This is a genomic window from Paraburkholderia steynii (assembly GCF_900100565.1).
Taxonomy (GTDB): Bacteria; Pseudomonadota; Gammaproteobacteria; order Burkholderiales; family Burkholderiaceae; genus Paraburkholderia; species Paraburkholderia terrae.
Map to the genome: position 1 here is coordinate 455,911 of NZ_FNDI01000001.1, position 24,310 is coordinate 480,220.

The 24,310-nt window shown below is 64.0% G+C and carries 20 protein-coding genes; 12 read left to right on the forward strand and 8 right to left on the reverse strand.

The window, feature by feature from the left end; genetic code table 11:
* The first annotated feature begins 66 nt into the window (after positions 1-66).
* Positions 67-1,740 carry an electron transfer flavoprotein-ubiquinone oxidoreductase gene (locus BLT65_RS02065; protein ID WP_091774360.1) on the forward strand — a complete coding sequence of 558 codons (1,674 nt, stop codon included), beginning with the start codon at positions 67-69 and terminating at the stop codon, positions 1,738-1,740.
* Between the two features lie 78 nt (positions 1,741-1,818).
* Here the strand turns inward: BLT65_RS02065 and BLT65_RS02070 are convergent, their stop codons facing one another.
* The 4 genes from BLT65_RS02070 to BLT65_RS02085 form a co-directional block, all read right to left on the reverse strand.
* On the reverse strand, positions 1,819-3,282 hold the full coding sequence (locus BLT65_RS02070; RefSeq protein ID WP_091774362.1) for a tetratricopeptide repeat protein: 1,464 nt from the start codon (positions 3,280-3,282) through the stop codon (positions 1,819-1,821).
* A gap of 70 nt (positions 3,283-3,352) precedes the next feature.
* Positions 3,353-4,453, reverse strand: coding sequence for a chorismate synthase (gene aroC, locus BLT65_RS02075; protein ID WP_091774364.1), 1,101 nt, complete (start codon positions 4,451-4,453; stop codon positions 3,353-3,355).
* Positions 4,454-4,596: 143 nt separating this feature from the next.
* On the reverse strand, positions 4,597-6,534 hold the full coding sequence (locus BLT65_RS02080) for an MFS transporter (RefSeq protein WP_091774366.1): 1,938 nt from the start codon (positions 6,532-6,534) through the stop codon (positions 4,597-4,599).
* Positions 6,535-6,703: 169 nt separating this feature from the next.
* Positions 6,704-7,171, reverse strand: a complete 468-nt coding sequence (locus tag BLT65_RS02085) for a CBS domain-containing protein (RefSeq protein ID WP_035991317.1) — start codon at positions 7,169-7,171, stop codon at positions 6,704-6,706.
* A 308-nt stretch (positions 7,172-7,479) separates the two neighbouring features.
* Between BLT65_RS02085 and BLT65_RS02090 the strand changes: the two genes are divergently transcribed.
* From BLT65_RS02090 to BLT65_RS02100, 3 genes are all read left to right on the forward strand, one after another.
* Positions 7,480-8,829 (forward strand): O-acetylhomoserine aminocarboxypropyltransferase, encoded by a 1,350-nt coding sequence (locus tag BLT65_RS02090; RefSeq protein WP_091774368.1) that lies wholly within the window; start codon positions 7,480-7,482, stop codon positions 8,827-8,829.
* Entirely contained in the window at positions 8,826-9,671 is an 846-nt protein-coding gene (locus tag BLT65_RS02095) for an alpha/beta fold hydrolase (protein ID WP_091774370.1), read from the forward strand. The genes BLT65_RS02090 and BLT65_RS02095 overlap by 4 nt, the downstream gene beginning before the upstream one ends.
* 133 nt (positions 9,672-9,804) lie before the next feature.
* Positions 9,805-10,128: an Mpo1-like protein gene (locus tag BLT65_RS02100; protein WP_042311265.1), complete on the forward strand. Its 324-nt coding sequence runs from the start codon at positions 9,805-9,807 to the stop codon at positions 10,126-10,128.
* A 67-nt stretch (positions 10,129-10,195) separates the two neighbouring features.
* Here the strand turns inward: BLT65_RS02100 and BLT65_RS02105 are convergent, their stop codons facing one another.
* The gene (locus BLT65_RS02105) at positions 10,196-11,512 is read right to left on the reverse strand and encodes a YihY family inner membrane protein (protein ID WP_091774902.1); all 1,317 of its coding nucleotides are present in this window, start codon (positions 11,510-11,512) and stop codon (positions 10,196-10,198) included.
* A 109-nt stretch (positions 11,513-11,621) separates the two neighbouring features.
* Between BLT65_RS02105 and wrbA the strand changes: the two genes are divergently transcribed.
* From wrbA to BLT65_RS02125, 4 genes are all read left to right on the forward strand, one after another.
* Positions 11,622-12,224, forward strand: a complete 603-nt coding sequence (gene wrbA, locus BLT65_RS02110) for an NAD(P)H:quinone oxidoreductase (RefSeq protein WP_091774372.1) — start codon at positions 11,622-11,624, stop codon at positions 12,222-12,224.
* A complete protein-coding gene (locus tag BLT65_RS02115) occupies positions 12,221-12,649 on the forward strand; it encodes a DUF2069 domain-containing protein (protein WP_091774374.1) in 429 nt (142 codons plus the stop codon). Before wrbA ends, BLT65_RS02115 begins: the two co-directional genes overlap by 4 nt.
* A 129-nt stretch (positions 12,650-12,778) precedes the next feature.
* The gene (locus BLT65_RS02120) at positions 12,779-14,206 is read left to right on the forward strand and encodes an FAD-binding oxidoreductase (protein WP_091774376.1); all 1,428 of its coding nucleotides are present in this window, start codon (positions 12,779-12,781) and stop codon (positions 14,204-14,206) included.
* 27 nt (positions 14,207-14,233) lie between these two features.
* On the forward strand, positions 14,234-15,067 hold the full coding sequence (locus tag BLT65_RS02125; RefSeq protein WP_091774378.1) for a metallophosphoesterase: 834 nt from the start codon (positions 14,234-14,236) through the stop codon (positions 15,065-15,067).
* 18 nt (positions 15,068-15,085) lie between these two features.
* Here the strand turns inward: BLT65_RS02125 and BLT65_RS47090 are convergent, their stop codons facing one another.
* Both BLT65_RS47090 and BLT65_RS02130 read right to left on the reverse strand, forming a co-directional pair.
* Complete coding sequence (locus BLT65_RS47090; RefSeq protein WP_167306437.1) at positions 15,086-15,247, reverse strand: hypothetical protein; 162 nt, start codon at positions 15,245-15,247, stop codon at positions 15,086-15,088.
* Positions 15,248-15,418: 171 nt separating this feature from the next.
* Positions 15,419-16,357, reverse strand: a complete 939-nt coding sequence (locus BLT65_RS02130; RefSeq protein WP_054934275.1) for a LysR family transcriptional regulator — start codon at positions 16,355-16,357, stop codon at positions 15,419-15,421.
* A 163-nt stretch (positions 16,358-16,520) separates the two neighbouring features.
* Here BLT65_RS02130 and BLT65_RS02135 point away from each other — a divergent pair, with 163 nt between their 5' ends.
* The 4 genes from BLT65_RS02135 to BLT65_RS02150 are packed head-to-tail and all read left to right on the forward strand — an operon-like array spanning position 16,521 to position 21,408.
* Entirely contained in the window at positions 16,521-18,101 is a 1,581-nt protein-coding gene (locus BLT65_RS02135) for an efflux transporter outer membrane subunit (protein ID WP_091774380.1), read from the forward strand.
* Between the two features lie 14 nt (positions 18,102-18,115).
* On the forward strand, positions 18,116-20,344 hold the full coding sequence (locus BLT65_RS02140) for an FUSC family protein (RefSeq protein ID WP_091774382.1): 2,229 nt from the start codon (positions 18,116-18,118) through the stop codon (positions 20,342-20,344).
* Positions 20,334-20,534: a DUF1656 domain-containing protein gene (locus BLT65_RS02145; protein ID WP_091774385.1), complete on the forward strand. Its 201-nt coding sequence runs from the start codon at positions 20,334-20,336 to the stop codon at positions 20,532-20,534. Before BLT65_RS02140 ends, BLT65_RS02145 begins: the two co-directional genes overlap by 11 nt.
* Positions 20,535-20,547: 13 nt before the next feature.
* The gene (locus BLT65_RS02150; RefSeq protein WP_091774387.1) at positions 20,548-21,408 is read left to right on the forward strand and encodes an efflux RND transporter periplasmic adaptor subunit; all 861 of its coding nucleotides are present in this window, start codon (positions 20,548-20,550) and stop codon (positions 21,406-21,408) included.
* Between the two features lie 869 nt (positions 21,409-22,277).
* On the opposite strand, the gene BLT65_RS02155 is transcribed toward BLT65_RS02150, so the two are convergent.
* Positions 22,278-23,945 (reverse strand): methyl-accepting chemotaxis protein, encoded by a 1,668-nt coding sequence (locus BLT65_RS02155; protein ID WP_091774389.1) that lies wholly within the window; start codon positions 23,943-23,945, stop codon positions 22,278-22,280.
* Positions 23,946-24,310 lie beyond the last annotated feature (365 nt).

The window sequence follows — 24,310 nt, forward strand, 5'->3', positions numbered from 1 at the left end:
AGCGCAAGGATCGTTCGCTGACAATACGATCCCGAAAAAAGCATTCTAACGGTAAGAGGAGCATCAATGACCCCCGCAAGTCTGATCGAGCAATACGGCCCGCGCGAGTCGATGGAATATGACGTGGTGATCGTCGGCGGCGGCCCGGCGGGCCTGTCGGCGGCCATTCGCCTGAAGCAGCGTGCTGCGGAAAAAGGCGTCGAGATCGGCGTCTGCGTGCTCGAAAAAGGCTCGGAAATTGGGGCGCATATCCTCTCGGGCGCCGTGATGGACCCGCGCGCGCTGAACGAACTGATTCCGGACTGGAAGGAAAAAGGCGCGCCGCTGGACGTTGAAGTGACGGAAGACCGATTTTTGTTTCTCTCCGAAACGGGGGCGAAATCGGTGCCGAACTGGGCGCTGCCGGACAATTTCAAAAATCACGGCAACTATGTGATCAGTCTCGCGAACGTCACGCGCTGGCTGGGACAACAGGCCGAAGCGGCGGGCGTCGAGATTTTTCCGGGTTTTGCTGCCGCTGAAGTGCTGTACAACGAGGACGGTTCGGTCAAAGGCGTCGCGACGGGCAATCTCGGCATCGGCAAGGACGGCGAGCCGACCGAAAATTTCCAGCTCGGCATGGAACTGCACGCGAAGTACACGTTGTTCTGCGAAGGCGCGCGCGGACATCTCGGCCGGCAACTGTCGGACAAATTCAAGCTGCGCGACGGGGCCGATCCGCAGGTCTACGGCATCGGCATCAAGGAACTGTGGGAAATCGATCCGGCAAAGCACAAGCCCGGCCTCGTGATCCACACGGCCGGCTGGCCGCTCGATACGCAGACTTACGGCGGCTCGTTCCTGTATCACATCGACAATAACCAGGTGATGGTGGGCTTTGTCGTCGGCCTCGGTTATTCGAATCCGTATCTGTCGCCGTTCGAGGAGTTCCAGCGCTACAAGACGCATCCGGAAATCCGCAAGTTCCTCGAAGGCGGCAAGCGCGTGTCGTATGGCGCGCGGGCGATCACAGCGGGCGGCCTGCTGTCGCTGCCCAAGCTCGCTTTTCCGGGCGGCGCACTGGTTGGTGACGACGCTGGCTTCCTCAACGCGTCGCGGATCAAGGGTTCGCACGCGGCAATCAAGACAGGCATGCTCGCCGCCGACGCCGCGTTCGACGCCGTACAGGCAGGCCGCCATAGCGACGAACTGACCGCGTATCCCGAGTCGTTCAAGACCTCGTGGCTGCACACCGAACTCTATCGCGCGCGCAACTTCAAGCAGTGGATGAGCAAGGGCCTGTACCTCGGCACGTTGATGGTCGGCATCGAACAGAAGTTGCTGGGCGGCAACGTGCCGTGGACGCTACACCACCAGCACTGGGATCACGAGATGCTGAAACCGGCATCGCAATGCACGCCGATCGAGTATCCGAAGCCGGATGGCAAGCTCACGTTCGATCGCCTGTCGTCGGTGTTCATCTCGAACACGAATCACGAAGAGAATCAGCCTGCGCACTTGACACTCAAGGACCCGACGGTGCCGGTGAAGGTCAACCTGCAAACCTATGCAGGCCCTGAAAGCCGTTACTGCCCCGCCGCCGTCTATGAGTTCGTGAAGAACGACGACGGCAGCGAGCGCCTCGTCATCAACGCGCAAAACTGCGTCCACTGCAAAACCTGCGATATCAAGGACCCGACGCAGAACATCGTGTGGGTGACGCCCGAAGGCGGCGGCGGTCCAAACTATCCGAACATGTGACGCAAACCGCGTCGCCCGTAAAGCAAAACGCCGCTCGATGAGCGGCGTTTTCACATGACGTTGCGAAAATTTTCCGGCTCACTCCGCCAGCGCTTCAAGCCGGGCACGCACGCGTTCGAGCACAGCCTCCCACGCGCCAGCAGACGGCTGACGAAACAGCTCGACTGTCTGATACCACGGCGTACGCTCCGTCTCCTCGCCCCAAAACCATGCGGACACGTGATCGAGCATCAGCCAGGTGGGCACGCCAAGTGCGCCCGCCAGATGCGCGGGACCACTGTCGATGGTGACGAGCGCGTCGAGATTGACTAGCAGCGCGGCGACGTCGTCGAAACCGGCCGTGAACTGCGGCGTCAGATCGACGATATCGATGCCTTTCGTGCGCCATTGTCCGACCGTCTGCTCGCGCCCCGGTGAAATCGCGAAGAACGTCACACCCGGCACATCCAGAATTCGCGCGATCTCATGAGCCGGCACCGAGCGCCGCCTGTCGCGGATGTGATCGGGATTGCCGTTCCAGACAAGTCCGATCTTCTTATTTCCCGCCACCGTGGCGCCAGCGACGCGCTCGCGCCATGCGCCGGCAAGCGCGGGATCGGCGCTCAGATACGGCCGTCCCCACACCGACGGATCGTTGATGCCCAGACGCAGCGGCAAGCTCATCAACCCACAGTGATAATCGGGCTTCGTGTCGAGGCTCGTTTCGATCTTGATGCCATCCGGCAGCATGCGTTCAAACAGATGCTGCATCGGCCCCGCGTAACCAAAAATCACGCGGCCGCCCTCACGTTGCGCGCGCTCGGCGAGCAGCGGTAGAAAGCGCACCGACCACAGGCAGTCGCCGTTACCCTGCTCGCCATAGACGACGAGCGTCTTCCCCGCCAGCGACTCGCCGCGCCAGTTCGGGCTAATAGCGGCGAGCGCAGCCCGCGCGGCGTTCGAATCGTGCGCGAAGGCGATGCGTGCTTCGTAGTCGAGCCAGCCTTGCGCGTAACGCCCCGCGCGCACTTCCAGTTCCGACAGATCGAAAAGTGCGTGCGCGTTGTTCGGTGTCAGCTCCAGCACGCGGCGCAATAGCGCTTCCGCTTCGCCGAAACGGCCTTGTTCCTTGATGCACAACGCGAGCTTGTGCAAGACGATGTGATTGCCGGGCGCCGCGCGCGCCGCTTCGTGCAGCAGGCGCTGTGCTTCGGTGAAATCGTCGCGCTCCTGGACGGCGGCCGCGCGCCAGACGAGCGCGTTCGCATCGTTGGCGTCGCGCGCCAGCAGAAGTGCGGTGGAAGATTCGATAAGCGCCCAGTCGCGCAGGATGAAAGCCGTCTGCGCGATGCTGTGCAATAGCCTGGCGTCGCAATTCGCGTCCAGCCGATGCGCCCGCATCAGCGCATCGACGGCTTCGCGCAGCAGCGCCGTGTCGCCGTTTGCACGTTCAAGGAGCGCGTTGCCGAGCGCGAACCAGTCGGTCGCGACGGCGTCGGGCAAGGCCGTGCGCGCACGCAGCGGCGCGAGCGGATCGGCGGCGGTAGGATCGATAGTGTTCATGTTGACCGCCCCGTCGGGAACCAGCGAGTTTGCCGGATATCTTCGACCTTACGCCGAATGGCGTTGCAAGTCAGGGCGCGCTGGCAGCGATCTTCGGCGTATCGACGGTGACGTCGCCGCATTGCGCGCGGTGCCGCAGCGCGTGGTCGATCAGCACGAGCGCAAGCATCGCCTCGGCGATCGGCGTCGCGCGAATGCCGACGCACGGATCGTGTCGGCCGAACGTTTCGACGACGGCGGGCTGGCCGTTTTTATCGATCGAACGGCGCGGCGTGCGGATGCTCGACGTCGGCTTGATGGCGATCGACACGGTGATGTCCTGTCCTGTCGAAATGCCGCCGAGCACGCCGCCCGCATGATTGCCCACGAAGCCTTCCGGCGTCAGTTCGTCGCCATGCACGGAACCGCGCTGTCGAACGCTTTCGAAGCCCGCGCCGATCTCGACGCCCTTCACCGCGTTGATGCCCATCATGGCGTGCGCGATGTCGGCGTCGAGGCGGTCGAACAGCGGCTCGCCCAGGCCCACGGGCACGCCCGACGCGACCACGTTGATGCGCGCGCCGATCGAATCGCCGTCCTTGCGCAGTTCATCCATATACGTTTCGAGCTGCGGCACGATATCGGCATTCGGCACGAAGAACGGATTTTCGCGCACGTATTGCCAGTCGACGAACGGCACGTCGATCTCGCCGAGCGCCGCCATATAGCCGCGAATCTCCACGCCGAATTTCTCGCGCAGCCATTTCTTCGCGACGGCTCCCGCTGCCACTGTCGGCGCGGTCAGGCGCGCAGACGAACGGCCGCCGCCACGATGGTCGCGAATGCCGTACTTCTGCCAGTAGGTGTAGTCGGCGTGGCCAGGACGGAACGTTTCGACGATGTTGCCGTAGTCCTTGCTGCGCTGGTCCGTGTTACGGATCAGCAGCGCGATGGGCGCGCCCGTCGTTTTGCCTTCGAAGACGCCCGAGAGAATCTCGACCTTGTCTTCTTCCTGGCGCTGCGTCACATGACGCGACGTGCCGGGCCGGCGGCGGTCGAGTTCGAACTGGATGTCGGCCTCGACGAGCGGCATGCCCGGCGGGCAGCCGTCGATCACACAGCCGATGGCCGGGCCATGCGATTCGCCGAAGGTCGTGACGGTGAAGAGCGTACCGAGGGTATTGCCGGACATGAGCGTCGTCCAAAGAAATGCGGGGAGACCGTCATTATGCCAGCCCGGCCGCGCTGGCGTGGCGCGCTGCGGCCTGGCTGGTGGTAATAGGACGAATGGACGAAAGCGTCGCGCCTTCCGCCAGACGGTTCAGGCGCACAGCCTCACTTGCGCGCGCCGCGCAGCTCGGTGACGACCTGCTGCAGACGTTCCGGCGTCGCGTCGGCCGGTTCGAGCGGCTCGCCGACGGCCAGCGTCAGACGGCTCATCACGCCCTTCTGGAGCGGCCGCGGGAAACGGGCATCGGTGCTGCGCGACCAGAAGCTGCCCCACAGCCCGCGCAGCGCCATCGGGACGACGGGCACGGCCTTGCGTCGCAGAATCTCCACCACGCCATGGCGGAACGGATTCATGTCGCCCGTTCGTGTCAGCTTGCCTTCGGGAAAAATACAGACGAGATCGCCGTCGTCGAGCGCTTTCGCGCAGGCCTCATAGGCACGTTTCAGCATTTCCGGGTTTTCATGCGCGGGGGCGATCGGAATCGCCTTAGCGTGTCTAAAGAGCCAGCCGACAAGCGGCGTGCGGAAAATCCGGTGATCCATCACGAAGCGAATCGGCCGCGGGCTTTCCGCCATGATGACAATGGCGTCGACATAGCTCACGTGATTGCACACCAGCACGGCCGCGCCCTCTTCGGGAATGCGCTCCGCATGCACGAGGCGCATCCGGTAGAACGTGTGTACCAGCAGCCAGGCGACGAAGCGCAGCAGAAACTCGGGCACGAGCGAATAGATATAGATCGCGACCACCACGTTGAGCAGCGCCGTCACGAGGAACAACCCCGGAATGCCGACACCCGCCGACGTCAGCGCGACGGCCATCAGCGCGGACACGATCATGAACAGCGAGTTGAGGATATTGTTCGCCGCGATGATCCGCGCGCGGTGGCTCGGCTGGCTGCGGCTCTGGATCAGCGCGTAGAGCGGCACGCTGTAGAAGCCGCCGAACATCGCCAGCAGGAACAGATCGGCGAGCACGCGCCAGTGTGCGGGCAAGGCCATGAATTCGCCGACCGTCAGCAGATGCGAGACGCCCGGCAGCGCGTGGCTCGCGAAGAACAGGTCGATTGCGAACACGCTGATGCCGATCGAACCGAGCGGCACGAGCCCGATTTCGATGCGTTTCTTCGACAGCCGTTCGCACAGCAGCGACCCGGTGCCGATGCCGATCGAAAAGGTTGCGAGCAGCACGGTCACGACATCGGGATTGGCGGACAGCACGTCCTTCGCGAACCGGAAGAACGAAGACAGGAACGTCGCGCCAACGAACCACAGCCAGGAAATACCAAGCAGGCTCAGAAACACCGTCCGGTTCTGACGCGCCAGTTTCAGATTGCGCCAGGTTTCGCTGATCGGATTCCAGTTAATGCGCAAGTCCGGTTGAGAAGGCATCGACGGCGGCACGAAGCCCGACGCGACGCGTCCAATCAGCGCAATCGCCACGCAGCCGAACGCGAGGATCGCCGCGCCGTGCGCGTCCGAGCCCGCCGCCGCGCCGCCCAGAATCGTGCCGAACAGAATCGCGACGAAGGTGCCCATCTCGACCATGCCGTTGCCGCCGACCAGCTCCGATCTGTCCAGATGCTGTGGCAAGTAAGCGTACTTGACGGGGCCGAACACCGTCGAATGGACGCCCATCAGGAACGTACACAGATACAGCAGCACGGCGTTGTGCAGCCAGAAGCCTGCGCCGCCGACCAGCATCACGCCGATCTCGAATGTCTTGACGAAGCGCGTGAGCATCGCCTTGTCGTACTTATCAGCGATCTGACCAGAGGTCGCCGAGAACAAGACAAACGGCAGAATGAAGATCGCGGAAATCAGAAAGGCCGCGGTATCCGCATTGACGCCTGAGAAGCGCGCGGCCTGATACGTGACGAGCGACGTGAAGCCGATCTTGAACACGTTGTCGTTCATCGCGCCGAGGAACTGCGTCCAGAAGAACGGCGCGAAACGGCGCTCGCGCAACAGCCGGAACTGCGAACCGTGTTCACGCGCGGTGCGCCTTTGCTGTTGGGCGGTAGACAACGGACGATCGTTCATTGAGAGATGGATGTTGGGCAGTTTCTGCCCGGATTCACAACCGCTTTGCGGAACTGGCGGACACAAAAAAAGCGCACGCTGATCGCGCGCGCTTCGAGGATAGTTCAGTCATGCGACAGCGGCATGCCGGCAGGCCTCATCTGCAAATTGAGCCGACACCGAGCCTCGCTCAGCGCGACGGCTGCTCCTGCTGCGGCTCATCTTCCGCGGGCCAGTCGCGGATATAGGCCTTCAGCATCCGGTTCTCGAAGCCCTGCTCTTCGACGACCGCCTTCGCGACGTCGTAGAACGAAATCACGCCCATCAGCTTGCGGCTTTCCATGACGGGCAGATAACGCACGTGATGTTCGAGCATCATGCGGCGAACTTCGTTGACATCCGTTTCCGGCGTGCAGGTGAGCGGGTGATCGTCCATGATCTTGCGGATCGTGCTGCCGCCGACGCTGCCACCATTGCGGCTCAGCACGAGAATGATCTCGCGGAACGTCAGCATGCCGACGAGATCGCCGTATTCCATCACGACGAGCGAACCGATATCGTGCTCGGCCATCGTGTTGACGGCTTCATTGAGCGGGCTATCGGGCGTGACGGTAAAAAGGGTGTTGCCCTTGAGCTTGAGAATGTCGCTGACGCGCATGATTTGTCTCCTGATGAAGCCTTCTGAAGCAAAAAAAGGCCTGACTGTCTTTCGATCGTAGCGGAAAGGCCCACAAAAAGAAAGCGCACAACCACCGCCGGGAGCGCGCCAGCGAACGCTCGGCAGGCGGCGCTCGCGGACCTGCGGGCGGCTGCGGCGGGCGCGCCGGGCGGCCGGTTCGCGCCTGTCCGGCACACCCTTCCATACAAACGTAATACGGGCGATAACCGAGTGGTTCGCGCGCGGCACGATGATACGATGGCCCCCACTCTCACCTTCGCCGGGCTGTCGAGGTCCGGCCGTCCACGATGTCCGCCAACCGTTTCGACACGCTTGCGCTGCATGCGGGCGCCGCCCCCGACCCCGCGACGGGCGCGCGCGCGACGCCCATCTACCAGACCACGTCCTTCACGTTCCGCGACTCCGATCACGCCGCCGCGCTCTTCAACATGGAGCGCGCGGGCCATGTCTACTCGCGCATCTCGAACCCGACGGTCGCCGTATTCGAAGAGCGCGTCGCCGCGCTCGAAAACGGCGCGGGCGCGATCGGCACGGCGAGCGGCCAGGCCGCGCTGCATCTCGCGATCGCAACGCTGATGGGCGCGGGCTCGCACATCGTCGCGTCGAGTGCGCTCTATGGCGGCTCGCATAACCTGCTCAACTACACGCTGCGCCGCTTCGGCATCGAAACGACGTTCGTGAAGCCGGGCGACATCGACGCGTGGCGCGCCGCGCTGCGCCCGAACACCAAACTGCTGTTCGGCGAAACGCTGGGCAACCCGGGCCTCGACGTGCTCGATATCGCTACTGTCGCGCAGATCGCGCACGAGCATCGCGTGCCTTTGCTGGTCGATTCGACCTTTACGACGCCGTATCTGCTCAAGCCGTTCGACCACGGCGCGGATTTCGTCTACCACTCCGCGACCAAGTTCCTCGGCGGCCACGGCACGACGATCGGCGGCGTGCTTGTGGACGGCGGCACGTTCGACTTCGACGCGTCCGGACGCTTCCCGGAATTCACCGAGCCGTACGAAGGCTTTCACGGCATGGTGTTCGCCGAGGAAAGCACCGTTGCGCCGTTCCTGCTGCGCGCCCGCCGCGAAGGGTTACGCGACTTCGGCGCGTGTCTGCATCCGCAAGCGGCGTGGCAACTGCTGCAGGGCATCGAAACGCTGCCGCTGCGCATGGAACGCCACGTCGCGAACACACGCAAGGTGGTCGAATTCCTCGCCGCCCATGCCGCTGTCGAATCAGTCGCCTATCCCGAACTGTCGACCCACCCGGATCACGCGCTCGCGCAGCGCCTGCTGCCGCGCGGTGCGGGCGCCGTGTTCAGCTTCAACCTGCGTGGCGACCGCACCGCCGGCCGCGCGTTCATCGAAGCGCTGTCGCTGTTCTCGCATCTGGCGAACGTCGGTGATGCCCGCTCGCTCGTCATTCATCCCGCGTCGACGACGCACTTCCGCATGGACGCCGCCGCGCTAGCCGCCGCGGGCATAGCGGAAGGCACGATACGTCTTTCGATCGGCCTCGAAGACCCCGACGACCTGATCGACGATCTCAAGCGCGCGCTAAAAGCCGCGCAGAAATCCGCGGGCAGCGCTGCGCAACAAGCCGCCTCGAAGCCCGCCGGTCCGGCGCGCAAGGAGTCCGCATGATCGTCGACGTCAACGGCAAACCGGCCTACGTCTACACGGGCGGCAAGGCATTCGACGCCGCCCTGCCCGCCGCCGTCTTCATTCATGGTGCCGAACACGATCACAGCGTCTGGGCGCTGCAAACGCGCTATTTCGCGCATCACGGTTTCGGCGTGCTGGCCGTTGACCTGCCCGGCCATCACCGCAGCGCCGGCCCGGCGCTGACCAGCATCGGCGCGATGGCCGACTGGCTCGCGGCGTTGCTCGACGCAGTGGGCGTGGCGCGCGCGTTCGTCGCCGGGCACAGCATGGGCTCGCTCGTCGCCCTCGACTTCGCGGCCCGCTACCCGTCACGCGCGACGCATCTGGCGCTCGTCGCGACGGCCGTGCCGATGGCCGTCTCCGACGCGCTGCTCGATGCCGCGCGCGAGCGCGAGCCGGAAGCCATCGACATGGTCAACCAGTGGTCGCATTCGACGCTCGCTGCGAAACCGTCTTGCCCCGCGCCCGGCTTCTGGCTGCACGGCATGAACCAGCGGCTGATGGAGCGCGTCTCGGCGACAGGCGAGCCACAACTCTTTCACACCGACTTCAGCGCCTGCAATGCGTACACGGACGGCCTCGCGCGCGCCGCGCAGGTGAGCTGCCCCACGCGTCTGATCGTCGGCAGGCGCGACGTGATGACGCCGCCGCGCGCCGCCAAAGCCGTCGCCGACGCGCTGCGCGGCGCAAACGTGCCCGTCGACACCATCACGCTCGACGCCGGCCATGCGCTGATGTCCGAGCAGCCCGACGCGACACTTGACGCGCTTTACGCGTTTGCGACAGCCCACGCTTCGAACCGTGTACAGGCATCACACTAACCGCCCCGAAGCGCGCGCACCATATGCCGAACGGCCAGGTTGCGCGCGTCTGACGATAGCAGCACAATGAATCCATGCCTGACCGGATCGGGCAGCGCGACGGCGCTCGCGCAGGCAGGCAACGGAGGCGATCATGAGCCATCAGACAACGCACGACGAGCACTTCGGCAGCTTCGCGGAGTTCTATCCGTACTATCTGACCGAGCATCGCAACACGGTGTCGCGGCGGCTGCATTTCGTCGGATCGCTGGGCGTGATCGGATTCGTCGCGATGGCGCTCGCGACGGGCGACTGGCTATGGCTGCCGGCAGCCGTGATATGCGGGTATGGGTTTGCGTGGGTCGGCCATTTCTTCTTCGAGAAGAACCGGCCGGCGACCTTCCGGCATCCCATTTACAGCCTGATGGGCGACTGGGTGATGTTCAAGGACATCTGCACGGGGCGCATTTCGCTATAGCGGCGAGCGGCGCAACGCGGCTCAGGCACCACGAACGATGCGCGAGCGCCCCAAAGCCCGAGAGCGCTCAAGCCGTCTGCTGGGGCAACGCAGCCGCGTCATGCACGCCCGCCTGATCCGGTTGCGCAGCGCCGCGCGAAGCGGCGCGCGCCGCCAGCAAGGTCGAGAGGTTCACCTTGAGCGCGTCGTTATCGAGCGCAGCGAGCAGCATGGCGCTATCCACATGCGTCGAAGCGAGATTCAGCTGATATGCAAGTTCCGCGCGGTCGATCACGAACAGGTCGAAAAGCCGCTCCACTGTGATCTGGGTCGGGTTCGCGATCAGCAGAAAGCGCGGGCGTTGGCCGTTTTCATCGAGTTGCACGATCCAGTCGATCGCTTCGAGCCGCTGCAACAGGCGCACCGTCGTTTCCATATCGCGGCGCAGTGCGCGCGCGAGTTCCGGCACCGTGTAGCCGTGCGTGCCCGCATCGCGCGCTTCGACGAGCCGCGCGAGCAATTCGAGCGAATCGAGCAGATCGCTGCCCGGAAAGTCGGGACGATGGAATTGCCCCGTGCGGATTGCCGGCAGCGCCGACGCGATCATCGCGCCTGCGAGCGTGATGAACCAGCTTAGGTACATCCACAGAAGAAAGAGCGGCACGACGGCAAATGCGCCGTACACAGCCGTATAAGTCGGAATGCGCCGGATGTAGAAACCGAAGCCGCGCTTGGCCAGTTCGAACGCGATCGCAGCCGTCACGCCGCCTACGATGGCATCGCGCCACTCCACCCGACAGTTCGGCACGAACACATACATCAGCGTGAACGCGAGCACCGTCAGCGGCAACGCAGCGCCCGCCAGCGCCCATTCGATCAGCGGCGTGATTCGCTGCGCGGCGGTGTACGTCATGGACTGCGTGAACAGATACGAGGAGATCGACAGGCTCACGCCGATCAGAATCGGCCCGAGCGTCAGGATCGACCAGTAGACCAGCACGCGCTGCGCGAACGGGCGCGCCTTGCGCACGCGCCAGATCACGTTGAACGCGGATTCGATCGTCATCATCGTCATCACGGACGTGACGAACAGGATGATCATGCCGACCGTGGTCAGCCCCTTTGCCTTCGATGCAAACTGGTTCAGGTATTTGAAGATCTGGCTGCTGACCTGGTCAGGCATCAGATGGTCGGCGAGAAAGGTCTGCAGCGACATCTGGAACTGCGCGAAGATCGGAAACGCGGTAAACAGCGCGAACGCGACCGTCGCGAGCGGCACCAGCGAAAGCATCGTCGTGAAGGTGAGACTGCCCGCAACCTGAGGAATGCGATCCTCGCCGCTGCGCTTCGCGCCAAACTCCGCGAGACGCTTGAGCGCGTCGAGATCGAGACGCAACCTGGACAACAAACCGACCTCCTCCACTTCAGTGCACGCGCCGGCATCGAGCGCGTCGCCAATCTCGCGGCACCGCCAGCGAACCCACCCCTATAATACCCGTTCACTGCCAATGCCTATGAAAGACATCCTCGTGCTTTACTACAGCCGGCACGGCGCCACGCGCGAACTCGCGCTGGCCATCGCGCACGGCATCGATAGCGTTTCCGGCATGCAAGCGCGCGTGCGTACGGTGCCACCCGTTTCGACGGTCTGCGAAGCCACGCAGCCCGACATTCCCGCCGAAGGCCCGCCGTATGTGGAACTGCGCGATCTCGAAGAGTGCGCGGGACTCGCGCTCGGCTCGCCGACCCGCTTCGGCAACATGGCCGCGCCGCTCAAATACTTCCTCGACGGCACCACGCCGCAGTGGCTGTCGGGCGCGCTCGCGGGCAAGCCTGCGTGCGTGTTCACGTCGACGGGCAGCCTGCACGGCGGCCAGGAAACGACGCTGCTGTCGATGATGCTGCCGCTCCTGCATCACGGCATGCTGATCCTCGGCATTCCCTATACCGAAAGCACGCTCACGACGACGCAAACGGGCGGCACGCCCTATGGCGCATCGCACTTCGCGCGTGCGGACTCGGCCGGCCACGGCATTTCCGCCGACGAAAAAACACTCGCAATTGCGCTTGGCTCGCGAATCGCGCGCACTGCCGCCTCGATGAGCGAGCGGCCATGAACACGGCGCGCGACGCAGCTTCCCGTGACAGCGCGCAGGGCAACCGCGCCGCCGCAACGGGCGCGCTGGTTGCGCTCATTGCATTGATTGCGCTGTGCGTCGCGTGGGAATGGTGGCTCGCGCCGTTGCGCGCGGGCGGCTCGCTGTTCGTGCTCAAGGCCGTGCCGCTGCTGCTCGCGCTGCCCGGCGTGTGGCGCAAACGGCTTTACACGTTGCAGTGGGCATCGATGCTGAGCCTGCTGTATCTGATGGAAGGCATCGTGCGCGGTATGTCGGATCGTGGCCTGAGCGCCCGGCTCGGCTGGTGCGAGGTGATCCTCGCCGTCGCGTTCTTCGTCTGCGCACTCGTTTATGTCGCGCCGTTCAAGCGCGCGGCGAAGCGTCATGCGCGCAGTGAAAACGGCGCGGCCAGCGGGCCCGTCTGATTGTCCGGCGCGGTGCGGCCACAGCCCTGGCCGCGCCGCGCCGCGCATCCAATGCATCAACCTGCATCAACCGCCGTCGTCGAATCACGCACCAGCCGAACACGCCCTACCCGCTCTGACCGACCATTCATGAACTCCGCAGCTTCATCGAACTTCATCGCCGCGTGCGTCGACGCGATCGGCGCCGCGCACGTCCTTACCGATCCGCACGACACCGCGCCCTATCTCACCGACTGGCGCCGCCGCTACACGGGCAGCGCGTGCGCGGTGCTGTGCCCGTCGACGGCAGAAGAAGTCGCCGCGATCGTGCGGCTCGCGAACGAACATCGTGTCGCGATCGTGCCGCAAGGCGGCAATACGGGCCTCGTGGGCGGCGCCACGCCCGACACCAGCGGCGCGCAAGCAGTGCTGAGTCTCAGGCGGCTCAATCGCGTGCGCGACGTCGATCCGCACAACAACACCATCACCGTCGAAGCAGGCGTCGTACTCGCCGACGTGCAGGCGCGCGCCGAAGCGGCGGCACGTCTGTTCCCGCTGAGCCTCGCGGCGCAAGGCAGTTGCACGATCGGCGGCAATCTGTCGACGAACGCGGGCGGCACGGGGGTATTGCGCTATGGCAACACGCGCGAGCTGTGTCTCGGGCTGGAAGTCGTGACGCCGCAAGGCGAGCTGTGGGATGGACTGCGCGGACTGCGCAAGGACAACACCGGCTACGATCTGCGCGACCTCTTCATCGGCGCGGAAGGCACGCTCGGCATCATCACGGCGGCCGTGATGAAACTGCATCCGCAGCCGGCCGCGCGCGTGACGGCGCTCGCCGCGCTGCCTTCGGCGCATGCCGCGCTGGATTTTCTGTCGCTCGCGCAGCGTCACGCCGGACCGCTTCTGACGGGCTTCGAGTTGATGTCGGATTTCTGCCTGCGTCTCGTGAACCGGCATTTTCCGCAGATGCGCTATCCGTTCGCCGAGCCGCACGCGCAGATCGTGCTGCTCGAACTGTCGGATAGCGAAAGCGAAGAGCACGCGCGCGCGCTCTTCGAGCGGATGATGGAAACGGCACTCGAAAGCGGTCTCGTCGAAGATGCTGTGGTCGCGGAAAATCTCGCGCAGACGCAGGCATTCTGGAATCTGCGCGAGCACATTCCTCTGGCGCAGGCCGAAGAAGGGCTGAACATCAAGCACGATATCGCGGTGCCGATTTCGCGCATCGGCCATTTCATCGAAGAAACGGATGCGCTGATCGCGAAGGCCGCACCCGGCGCGCGGATGGTGACGTTCGGTCACCTCGGCGACGGCAATCTGCATTACAACGTGCAGGCGCCCGAAGGCGGCGATGCGAAGCAGTTTCTCGACCAGTATCAGCACACGATGAATCAGATCGTCTACGACAGCGTGCATCGGCATCGCGGCAGCATCAGCGCGGAGCACGGAATCGGTCAGTTGAAGATCGACGAATCGGCGCATTACAAATCGGATATCGAGGTGCGTCTGATGAAGACCCTGAAAACCGCGTTCGATCCGCTGAACCTGATGAATCCCGGCAAGGTGCTACGCTAATAGCATCCGAACTGGCGAGAGGCGTATATGAAAATTCGCGTGCTGTCCGATCTGCATCTCGAATCCGACCAGCCGGAAATCATTCCGCATGCGGACGCCGATCTGGTCGTGCTGGCAGGCGACATCCACAATCACGCCGAAGGCCTGCGCTGGGCGGCTGAAACGTTCGACGGCGCGGTGCCCGTCGTCTACGTGCCGGGCAACCACGAGTATTACGACGGCGAGTTCGGCGCGCTCGAAGCGGCGATGCACGACGCCGCCGCGAGCGTCGACAACGTGTACTTTCTCAACAACGCGACGCTCGTCGATCCGCTCGGACAGTGGCGCGTGCTCGGCACGACGCTGTGGACCGACTTCGATCTTTACGGCAATGATGAAGAATCGCGCGCCGCGTCGATCGCAGCGGCCGAGCGCGTGATGCTCGATTATCGCGGGCTGATTCAGGTGACATGGACAGCGGGAAACGACTCGGGTGGCCAGGGCGCGCTGCAGGACAACACGCCGCGCAACCTGACGGCCGCCGATACGATCGCGCTCCACCGTCACGCGCGCGCGTGGCTGGAAGGGGAACTGGCGAAACCGTTCGCGGGCAAGACGATTGTCGTCACGCATCATGCGCCGCACCGGCGCAGTCTCGCCGAGCGTTATGCGGACGACGTCGTGTCAGCGGGCTTTGTCAATGATCTGCCGTCGCTGGTGCGCGCGCCCGTGACGCTGTGGATACACGGTCATACGCATACGGCATTCGATTATGTAGAAAACGGCGCGCGCGTCGTGTGTAACCCGCGCGGGTATCTCGACCGGCGCACGCGGGCGCTCGAAAACGCGGCGTTCACGTGGGACAAAGTGGTCGAAATCTAAAGGCGTCGTAAGCAGCGATCAACGCCCGCTGATATCGCGCGCGCGACGCTGCCGCTCGTCGACGCGAATCGGCACGAGACGCGGCTGCGGCCGCAGGCGTCGCAGCAGATCGCGCGACGCGGCAACGCCAATCAGTCCGAGCATGACGGCGACGCCGATCATCAGCAGATTCGTATCCATGTTGTCCTCTTCGATTCCAGATGTGCTTGCGTGCCGAAAGATGCCGGCCTTGAATGACACGTTAGCAAACCCGATGCCGCGAGGAAGTAAGGAAGTGTTGCGACGCGACAGCGGGATGTAACAGTCCGTCAAAAGGCTGCTCCACCCATATCGCGCCATGCACGCGCTATTTCAAGTGCGCGCGAACTTGCGCAGTTCGGCCTGATCCGCGGCGAGCGTCGGCGGCAGTTCGTCGCGCAGAAACTCGACCCACGTGCGAATCTTCGCGTCCAGATACTGCCGCGACGGGTACAACGCGTACACGTTCATTTCCTGCGAGATATATTCCGGAAGAATCCACACGAGTTCGCCGCTGCGCAGGCCGGCAATGGCCGAATAGATAGGCAGCACGGCGACGCCCATGCCTTCGCGCACCGCCACGGCCATCGCTTCCGCGACGTTGATCTGGAAAGTGGATGCGCCCAAGTGCAGCGTCTCCTGCCCGTTCGGGCCGTCGAAAGTCCATTCGTCGGCGGGCATCACGGGTGTGATCATTTGCAGGCACGTGTGGCCGCGCAAATCCGACAGCGTCTGCGGCACGCCGTTGCGCTCCAGATAATCCGGCGACGCGACCACCACGCTGAACGCGCTGCCGAGGCGCTGCGAGACCAGCCCCGAATCAGGCAAGCTCTGCGCGAGCACGACCGCGACGTCATAGCCTTCGTCGAGCAGATCGGGCATGCGCTGCGCGAGCGTCAGCTCGAGATGCACGTCGGGATAGCGCTGCTGATAGCGGCTCACGGCGGGCACTACGTAGTGCTGGCCGAAGCTCGTCATCGCGTGAACCTTCAGCTTGCCCGAGGGACGCGCGTGGGCGTCGCTGGCTTCGGCTTCCGCCTGATCGACGTACGCGAGAATCTGCTCGCAGCGCTGCAGATAGCGCTCGCCCGCCTCCGTGAGCGCGATGCGGCGCGTCGTGCGGTTCAACAGACGCGTGCGCAGATGCGCCTCCAGATCGGACACGGCGCGCGACGCATAAGCCGTCGTCGTGTTCAGATGCTGGGCCGCGCCCGTGAAGCTGCCTGCTTCGACGACGCGGACAAATACGCGCATGTTCTGAAGCGTATCCATGATTTACACCCAAATCTTTCAGTACGGGAAGGATTGTTGCACGATTTGGAAAGACGATTATCTCATTCTCCGTAAGTATGCGTTACACCCTTGCGGGTTATTCGCTAATTGATCAAAAAATATAATCCCCTACAAGGTTCTATAGCCATTTGGGGAGCAAATCGTGCAGTTTCCGGTAACAAAAGGGATCGCCGCGCTGTCGGTTCTTACGATCTCGTTGATAATCGCCGGCTGCGCGAGCACGGGACACATCGCGCCCCAATCGACCAGCACCGAGCCCGCCTCGCTCGACGTCGGCGCCGCCATCCGCGCGGCCGATACCGATGCGCAATGGCCCGCCGCCGACTGGTGGCGCGCCTATAACGATCCGCAACTGAACGCGTGGATCGAACAGGCGCAGGCGGGCAGTCCGACGCTCGCGGCGGCGCAGGCACGCGTACGTGAGGCGCAGTCGTTCGCGGGCGTCGCAAAGTCCGCGCTGCTGCCGCAGGTGAACGGCAGCATGCAGATTCAGCGCAAGCAGTGGCCAGACAACGTCTTCTACGGTCCGGGCGAGCTGGCCGGCCAGCAGTCGTGGAACAACACGGCTGAACTCGGCCTGTCGTATCACCTCGATCTGTGGGGCAAGGATAAGAGCGCCGCCGAGGAAGCACTCGACATCGCGCACGCGCGTGCCGCCGATTACCGCGCGGCGCAGCTGGAACTCGAATCGAACATCGTGCGCGCCTATATCGAGATGTCGCTGAACTATGCGTTGCTCGATATCGCGAAACAGACGCTCGAACAGCAGGAACAGGTTGCCGCGCTCGCCAACCGGCGGCTGAAAGGCGGCATCGGCACGCAGCTCGAAGTCGCGCAGGCAGAAACGCCGCTGCCCGAGTACGAACGCCAGATCGACGCGATCGAAGAAGAAATCGCGCTCGGCCGCAACCAGCTGGCCGCGCTCGCGGGCAAAGGCCCCGGCGCGGGCGATTCGATCACGCGCCCGCAGATCGCGCTGTCCGCCTTCGCCGGCCTGCCGTCGACGATGCCCGCAGAGCTGATCGGCCATCGCCCCGATATCGTCGCGGCGCGCTGGACGGTCGCCGCGCAGGCGCGCGGCATCGACGTCGCGAAGGCAGACTTCTATCCGAATATCGATCTGCTCGCGTCAGTTGGCGGCTATGCGGCAATGGGGCCGCTGTTCGGCTTCCTGAAGTCCCAGGCGGGCGGCTGGACGGCGGGCCCGGCGCTGTCGCTGCCCATCTTCACGGGCGGACGCCTGCGCTCGCAACTGGGCGCGGCTTCGGCGGGCTACGACGTGGCCGTCGAGCAATACAACCAGTCGATCGTCGGTGCGCTGAAGGAAATCGCCGATCAGGTCGTGCGGATGCGTTCGCTCGATACTCAATTGAAGGATGCGAACCGTTCCGTCGCGACGGCGAACAAGACCTATCAACTGGCACGCGAAGGTTATCGGCGCGGCCTGACCGATTATGTGAACGTGCTGATTGCGCAGACGCAGCTGCTGCGCGCGCAAGAAGGCGTCGCGAAGGTGCAGGCCGGACAGTTGCAGGCACACGCGACGCTCGTGACGGCGTTGGGCGGCGGCGTGATCGATCCCGCCGACGGTCCTTCGCAAAAGGACGTGCTGCCTGCGCATGGCAAGGGCAAGGGCAAGAAGAGCGATGACGCAAAACCGGACGACAAAGCCACCGCCAGCGCGATGAACAGCGCTTCGACCGGCACGCCGGCCGCCCACTGACGGGAGCGCCGCCGATGTCCTCGAACCCTTCCACGCCCCGCACGCCCAGCGCTTTCTACGCCGCGTTCGTCGACTGGGCGCGCACGGACGGCCGCACCTGGATTTATCTCTTCAAGGCGCTCGCCGCGTGCTTCCTCGCGCTCGGCATCGCGATGAAGCTAGACCTGCCGCAGCCGCGCACGGCGATGACGACTGTGTTCATCGTGATGCAGCCGCAAAGCGGGATGGTGATCGCGAAGAGCTTCTACCGGATTTGCGGCACGCTGATCGGACTCGTCGTGATGATGGCGCTGATCGGACTGTTTTCGCAGCAGCCGGAGCTGTTCATCATTTCGACGGCGATCTGGGTCGGCATCTGCACGGCGGGCGCGGCGCGCAACCGCAACTTTCGCTCGTACGGCTTCGTGCTTGCCGGTTATACGGCGGCGCTGATCGGCATCCCCGCTTCGCAGCATCCCGATGGCGCGTTCATGTCGGCGCTGACTCGGGTCGCGGAAATCGTGGTCGGCATTCTGTGCTCGGGCGTCGTCAGCGCGCTCGTGTTTCCCGAACACGCGGGCGAGCAGATGCGCAGCACAGTGCGCGCGCGCTTCTCGTCATTCGTCGATTACGTGTGCGCGGCGCTCTCGGGCCAGGCCGATCGCGCGCGCATCGAGGACACCAACGCGAAGTTCGTCGCCGATATCGTCGGCTTCGAGGCCGTGCGCAGCGTCGCCGTGTTTGAAAGCCCCGATTCGCGGATGCGCAGCGGACGGCTGTCGCGCCTGAACAGCGAGTTCATGACGGTATCGACGCGCTTTCACGCGCTGCATCAGCTGATGAACCGCCTGCGTGTGTCCGGTGCATCCGGCGCAGCGGGCGCGACGGCCGCCGTCGCTGCGCTCGAGCCGTACTTCCGCGAGATTTCGCCGTTGCTGAGCAAGTCGGGCGAGCCGGTGTTGACGGCCACCGACGCATCGCACGCAGCCGCGCAACTCGAAGCGTTCAAGGCAGAGTTGCCGAAGCGCGTGCGCGCGACCCGCGCCGTACTCGAAAGCGACGCCGACGTGCCACTGCTCGATTTCGACACGGGCGCGGAACTGCTCTACCGCTTCGTCGACGATCTGCACGCGTACGCAGCGACGTATGCATCGCTCGCTGTCGCGACACACGAGCGCGAGCGCTGGATCGAGCGTTACGAGCCGAAGACGAACGGCATCGCAGCGGGAGTCGCGGGCCTGCGCGCGGCGATCGTGATGGCGATCCTCGGCGCGTTCTGGATCGCAACCGCGTGGCCGAGCGGCTCGACGCTGACGCTGAATGCGGCCGCCGTGTGCGCGCTCGCGTCGTCGTCGCCGTATCCGACGCGCACCGCGTTCCAGATGGCGGCGGGCACGATCCTGTCGTCGACGCTCGCGCTGTTGCTGACGTTCGGCATCTATCCGCATATCGACGGCTTTGCGCTGCTGTGCGCCGCGCTCACACCGTTCCTCGCGCTCGGCGTGTGGATGACGACGCGGCCGAAGCTCGCGGGCTACGGCGTCGGCTACTGCATTTTCTTCTGCTTTCTCGCGGGCCCGGACAACGTGATTCATTACGATCCGAGCGGCTTCATCAACGATGCCATTGCGCTCGCGCTTTCGATGCTGGTTGCGTCGATCGCGTTCGCGGTGCTGCTGCCGCCGTCGACGCCGTGGCTGCGCAACCGGCTGCTCGCCGATCTGCGCGCGCAGGTGGTGCTGGCGTGCCGCGGCCGGATCGGACGTTTGTGGCGGCTACGGACGCGCTTCGAGAGCGGCGCGCGCGACCTGATGCATCAGATCAACGCGCTGGCGGCCAGCGAGCCCGACGTGAAGCGCGACACGATGCGCTGGATGTTCGCGGTGCTGGAGATCGGCAATGCCGTGATCGACTTGCGCAGTGAAGTCGCGACGCTGCCGCGCGATGCGCGCTATGCGCCGTCGATGCCGTGGCGCGTCAGTCTGCGCGCGACCTGCGCCGCCGTGAGCCGCCTGTTCGAGCGCCCTCGCGCCGCCCGCCTCGATAACGCGCTGGCCGCGACATCCGATGCGATCGCCGCCGTACAGCAGACGCTTTCGACCTTCACACCGCCGCGCGACGAGCGTCATCAATTGCAACGCATTTTGAGTCACCTGCATTTCATCCGGAGCGCGCTGCTCGATCCGCAATCGCCGCTGGCGCAAGCCAACGACGCGAGCGACACGAACAGCGATGCGCCACAAGGAGTTCGCCATGCCACGTGAGATTGCCGTTCTGGACGCCTACGTGCCCGCCATCGTGCTGCTGTTCATTGCGGGCGCCGCGATCACCTGGCTGGTCGACCGCGCGATAGCGTGGACGGGCCTGTATCGCGTCGTGTGGCACCCGTCCCTGTTCCGCGCGAGCTTGCTCGTGTGTGTGTGCGGCGTGCTGGGCCTCGCCGTTTATCGTTGATCCGAGTCGAATCATGACAATCAGAAACATCATTGGGTTTATCGCGACGGGCATCGTGTTCGTCGTCGCGATCTTGATCGGGCGTGCCCTGTGGGTGCATTACATGGACGAGCCGTGGACGCGCGATGGCCGCGTGCGCGCCGAAGTCGTCAACATTGCGCCGGATGTATCGGGCGCCGTGGTCGAACTTCCCGTGCGCGACAACCAGTTCGTTCACAAGGGCGATCTGTTGATGCAGATCGATCCATCGCACTATCAGATTGCCGTCGAGCAGGCGCAGGCTGCTGTTGCCGCGCGCAAGGCTGAATTGCAGATGCGGCGTGACGATGCGCAGCGGCGTGCGGATATGGATAGTCTCGTGGTGTCGAAGGAAAACCGCGAGAACGCGACGCATACGGCGTCTGCCGCCGAGGCGCAGTATCAGCAGGCGCTTGCCGCGCTGGATGCGGCGAAGCTCAATCTGGAGCGTACTCGTGTTGTGTCGCCGGTTGATGGGTATGTGACGAATCTGAACGTGTATCGCGGGGATTATGCGATTTCGGGTTCAGCAAAGCTGGCTGTCGTGGATAGCAATTCGTTCTGGGTGTATGGGTATTTTGAGGAAACGAAGCTGCCGCATGTGAAGGTCGGGGATAAGGCCGATATCCGGCTGATGAGCGGGGGCACGCTGAAGGGGCATGTCGAGAGTATCTCCCGCGGGATTTATGATCGCGATAATCCGCAGAGCCGGGAGCTGCTGGCTGATGTGAATCCGACTTTTAACTGGGTGAGGTTGGCGCAGCGGGTGCCTGTGCGGGTGAAGATTGATTCTGTGCCTGAAGGGGTTCTGCTTTCGGCGGGGACGACGTGTACGGTTGTTGTTACGCCTTCGTGATCTTTTGATTTGATTGTCTGCGACGCTGGGTGGTTTGCGTTTGTTTGCGCTAGCGTCCGCGCCTTGCCTTCGCGCTTCAAGTGTCGCCGGTCGGTGATTTGGCCTTTGAGCTGGCATCCGCGCTTTGCCTTCGTGCTTCAAGCGTCGCCCCTGTGCGGGGCGGCACCTACTTTTCTTTGCCGCCGCAAAGAAAAGTAGGCAAAAGAAAGCGGCTAACACCGCCAATTTTTCTTCTTGCCTGAGGGCCCCCAAAGGGTCTTACGCTTCACACGGCAGCATTGCTGTTCGCGTTCGTTGCCAACGCTTTGAATGAGCGCCTCACCCACTTCAAACACCCGAACTTAGGCTCGCGGCAGCGAATGGTTTGCGCCGCCCAGGTGGCAAACTGTGTGTAGGTTGTCGCGTCGTATAGCGTGGCGCTCTTACAGGGTGGTACGCGTGCGCTATCGGTCCGGAGTGGTGCGTTTATGGTGCGAACGCCTACACACAGTTTGCCACCTGGGCGGCGGTGGAATATCTGGCATGGCATGCTGTAACGCAGATGAGTGAAGCAGGTGATGAGCACGCACGAGCGCTGGCAACGAGCGTGGGTCACGTGATTGCCGTGTGAAGCATAAGAACCTGTGGGGGCCCTCAGGCAAGAAGAAATGTTGGCGGTGTGAGCCGCTTTCTTTTGCCTACTTTTCTTTGCGGCGGCAAAGAAAAGTAGGTGCCGCCCCGCACAGGGGCGACGCCTGAAGCACGCTAACGCATCGCGGATGCCACCGCAAAGGCCAAATCACCAAACGGCGACGCTTGAACAGCAAACACCGTAACGCGAATGCCAGCTCAAACACAAGCAAACCAAAGCGTCGCAGACAAAACACCCCTCACCGCAGGGAAAACTTCGCCACCGCCACCTTCAGCGCTTGCGCCTGATCATCCAACGCCCGCGCAGCGGCAGTAGCCTGCTCAACGAGTGCAGCATTCTGCTGAGTTCCAGCATCCATCTGCGACACCGCGAGGTTGATCTCCTCGATCCCCGAACTCTGCTCGGCGGAAGCCGCCGAAATCTCCCCCATGATGTCCGTCACACGCTTCACGGCCTTGACGACTTCGTCCATCGTCTGCCCGGCGTCCTGCGCGAGTTGAGACCCGTTGCTCGCCCGCTCGACGGACGCGCTGATCAGCGTCTTGATCTCCTTGGCGGCCGCGGCGCTGCGCTGCGCGAGGTTGCGCACCTCACCCGCCACCACCGAGAACCCACGTCCTTCCTCGCCCGCACGCGCCGCCTCGACGGCGGCATTCAACGCGAGAATGTTCGTCTGAAACGCTATCCCTTCGATCACGCCGATGATGTCGCCGATGCTCTTCGCGCTGTCGTTGATCTGGCCCATCGTCGTGACCACGCGGCCAACCACGTCGCCGCCCTTCTCCGCAATCGACGACGCATTGTCGGCAAGCGTGCGCGCCTGCTTCGCGTTGTCCGCGTTCTGACGCACCGTCGACGTCAACTCCTCCATGCTGCTCGCCGTCCGTTCGAGCGCCATCGCCTGCTGCTCGGTGCGCTGCGACAGGTCGAGATTGCCCATCGAGATCTGCCCCGACGCGGCGGCGATCGCCTCCGCGCTCGCCGCGATATGCGAGACCGTCGACGACAGGCCGTTCTGCATGTCGCGCAGCGCGGACAGCATGCTGCCGTTGTCGCGCTTGCCGAGCGCGATGTCGTTCGACAGATCGCCCGCTGCGATACGGCTCGCGATCTCCTTCGCGTACACCGGCTCGCCGCCCAGTTGGCGCGCGAGACGCCGCACGACCCACTCGCTGATGACGAACGCGAGCACGATCAGCGCGATCGTCATCACGGCCATCATCACGAACGACGATTGATAGATGAACGACGACGCGTCGATCGTCGCCTTCGCGGCCGTGCCGCGCTGCGCGACCAGCTCATCGACGAGCTTCTCGAGCTTGCCCGTCTCGACGAGCAGCGACACGTCCGTCGTGCCGACCTGCCAGTTCATCTGCGACAGGTCGAGCGGCTGCGCCTTCACGAGCGTGACGAAATCGCGCATATGCCCGCTCCACACGCCGATCGCGGCAGCGAACTTCTTCTGCTGCGCCGTGGCGGCGGCGGAATCGGCGTATTGCTGGAGCGTATTGAGTTCGGCCGACAGACCCGTCAGCCCTTTGTCGATATCGGCACCGAGCTCGTCGCGTTCTTTCGCGGTCGTCGCCGTCAGCAGCATCTTCTGGGCTCGGCTCGAACGCAACAGGTAGCCACGCGCCTCCTCCGCAGCCCGGCTCGCGATATGGCCCTGCTCGTAAATCGAGCGCATCTGCCCGTTCAGCCGGCTGATCTGCGCGAGCGAAAACACGCCGATCGCCAGCGTGCCCGCCAGCAGCACCGCAAAGGCGAACCGCAAGGTCGTCTTCACCGACCAGCCGCGCATCCTGCCGCCTGCCGGCCGTTTGCCCGAACCCGGCCGTCCTCCCACCGCTTCACCATCCGGCACGAAACCCGCGCCCGTCTGGCCACCCAGCGAAACTGCTTTCATATTTCTCGTCCCCGCTTGTCGTGCTGCCGGAAAGGTCAGTTCCGGCATTGCTGCTTTTCTCTCCGGGTTGACGGCATCGCCGGCGGCGTTCTTGAGGCCGTCCGTCCGGCAATTTTCCCGGTCCTGCGCGCGCCGCCTTGTGGGTAGCGCGCCGCGTCGGATTTATACATTGGCCAAAATTCGTTGGGCGTGTTTTCCCACGTTTTGCGCGATGGCTTTCGCTCTAATTCGGCAGGCGACGCGCCATCCCGGTGCCGCCGACTGCATCCGCCGCACAAAAAACAGGCACGATCGCTCATTTGACGCGCCAACAGATGTCCGAATCACGACAAAACTTGGCCGGACAATTGAAGGGAGACACACTA

Excerpts from the sequence above, each read along its gene's own strand:
- BLT65_RS02065 (WP_091774360.1), top strand. The coding sequence starts at position 67 with ATGACCCCCGCAAGTCTGATCGAGCAATACGGCCCGCGCGAGTCGATG.
- BLT65_RS02070 (WP_091774362.1), bottom strand. The coding sequence starts at position 3,282 with ATGAACACTATCGATCCTACCGCCGCCGATCCGCTCGCGCCGCTGCGT.
- aroC (WP_091774364.1), bottom strand. The coding sequence starts at position 4,453 with ATGTCCGGCAATACCCTCGGTACGCTCTTCACCGTCACGACCTTCGGC.
- BLT65_RS02080 (WP_091774366.1), bottom strand. The coding sequence starts at position 6,534 with ATGAACGATCGTCCGTTGTCTACCGCCCAACAGCAAAGGCGCACCGCG.
- BLT65_RS02085 (WP_035991317.1), bottom strand. The coding sequence starts at position 7,171 with ATGCGCGTCAGCGACATTCTCAAGCTCAAGGGCAACACCCTTTTTACC.
- BLT65_RS02090 (WP_091774368.1), top strand. The coding sequence starts at position 7,480 with ATGTCCGCCAACCGTTTCGACACGCTTGCGCTGCATGCGGGCGCCGCC.
- BLT65_RS02095 (WP_091774370.1), top strand. The coding sequence starts at position 8,826 with ATGATCGTCGACGTCAACGGCAAACCGGCCTACGTCTACACGGGCGGC.
- BLT65_RS02100 (WP_042311265.1), top strand. The coding sequence starts at position 9,805 with ATGAGCCATCAGACAACGCACGACGAGCACTTCGGCAGCTTCGCGGAG.
- wrbA (WP_091774372.1), top strand. The coding sequence starts at position 11,622 with ATGAAAGACATCCTCGTGCTTTACTACAGCCGGCACGGCGCCACGCGC.
- BLT65_RS02115 (WP_091774374.1), top strand. The coding sequence starts at position 12,221 with ATGAACACGGCGCGCGACGCAGCTTCCCGTGACAGCGCGCAGGGCAAC.
- BLT65_RS02120 (WP_091774376.1), top strand. The coding sequence starts at position 12,779 with ATGAACTCCGCAGCTTCATCGAACTTCATCGCCGCGTGCGTCGACGCG.
- BLT65_RS02125 (WP_091774378.1), top strand. The coding sequence starts at position 14,234 with ATGAAAATTCGCGTGCTGTCCGATCTGCATCTCGAATCCGACCAGCCG.
- BLT65_RS47090 (WP_167306437.1), bottom strand. The coding sequence starts at position 15,247 with ATGGATACGAATCTGCTGATGATCGGCGTCGCCGTCATGCTCGGACTG.
- BLT65_RS02130 (WP_054934275.1), bottom strand. The coding sequence starts at position 16,357 with ATGGATACGCTTCAGAACATGCGCGTATTTGTCCGCGTCGTCGAAGCA.
- BLT65_RS02140 (WP_091774382.1), top strand. The coding sequence starts at position 18,116 with ATGTCCTCGAACCCTTCCACGCCCCGCACGCCCAGCGCTTTCTACGCC.
- BLT65_RS02145 (WP_091774385.1), top strand. The coding sequence starts at position 20,334 with ATGCCACGTGAGATTGCCGTTCTGGACGCCTACGTGCCCGCCATCGTG.
- BLT65_RS02150 (WP_091774387.1), top strand. The coding sequence starts at position 20,548 with ATGACAATCAGAAACATCATTGGGTTTATCGCGACGGGCATCGTGTTC.
- BLT65_RS02155 (WP_091774389.1), bottom strand. The coding sequence starts at position 23,945 with ATGAAAGCAGTTTCGCTGGGTGGCCAGACGGGCGCGGGTTTCGTGCCG.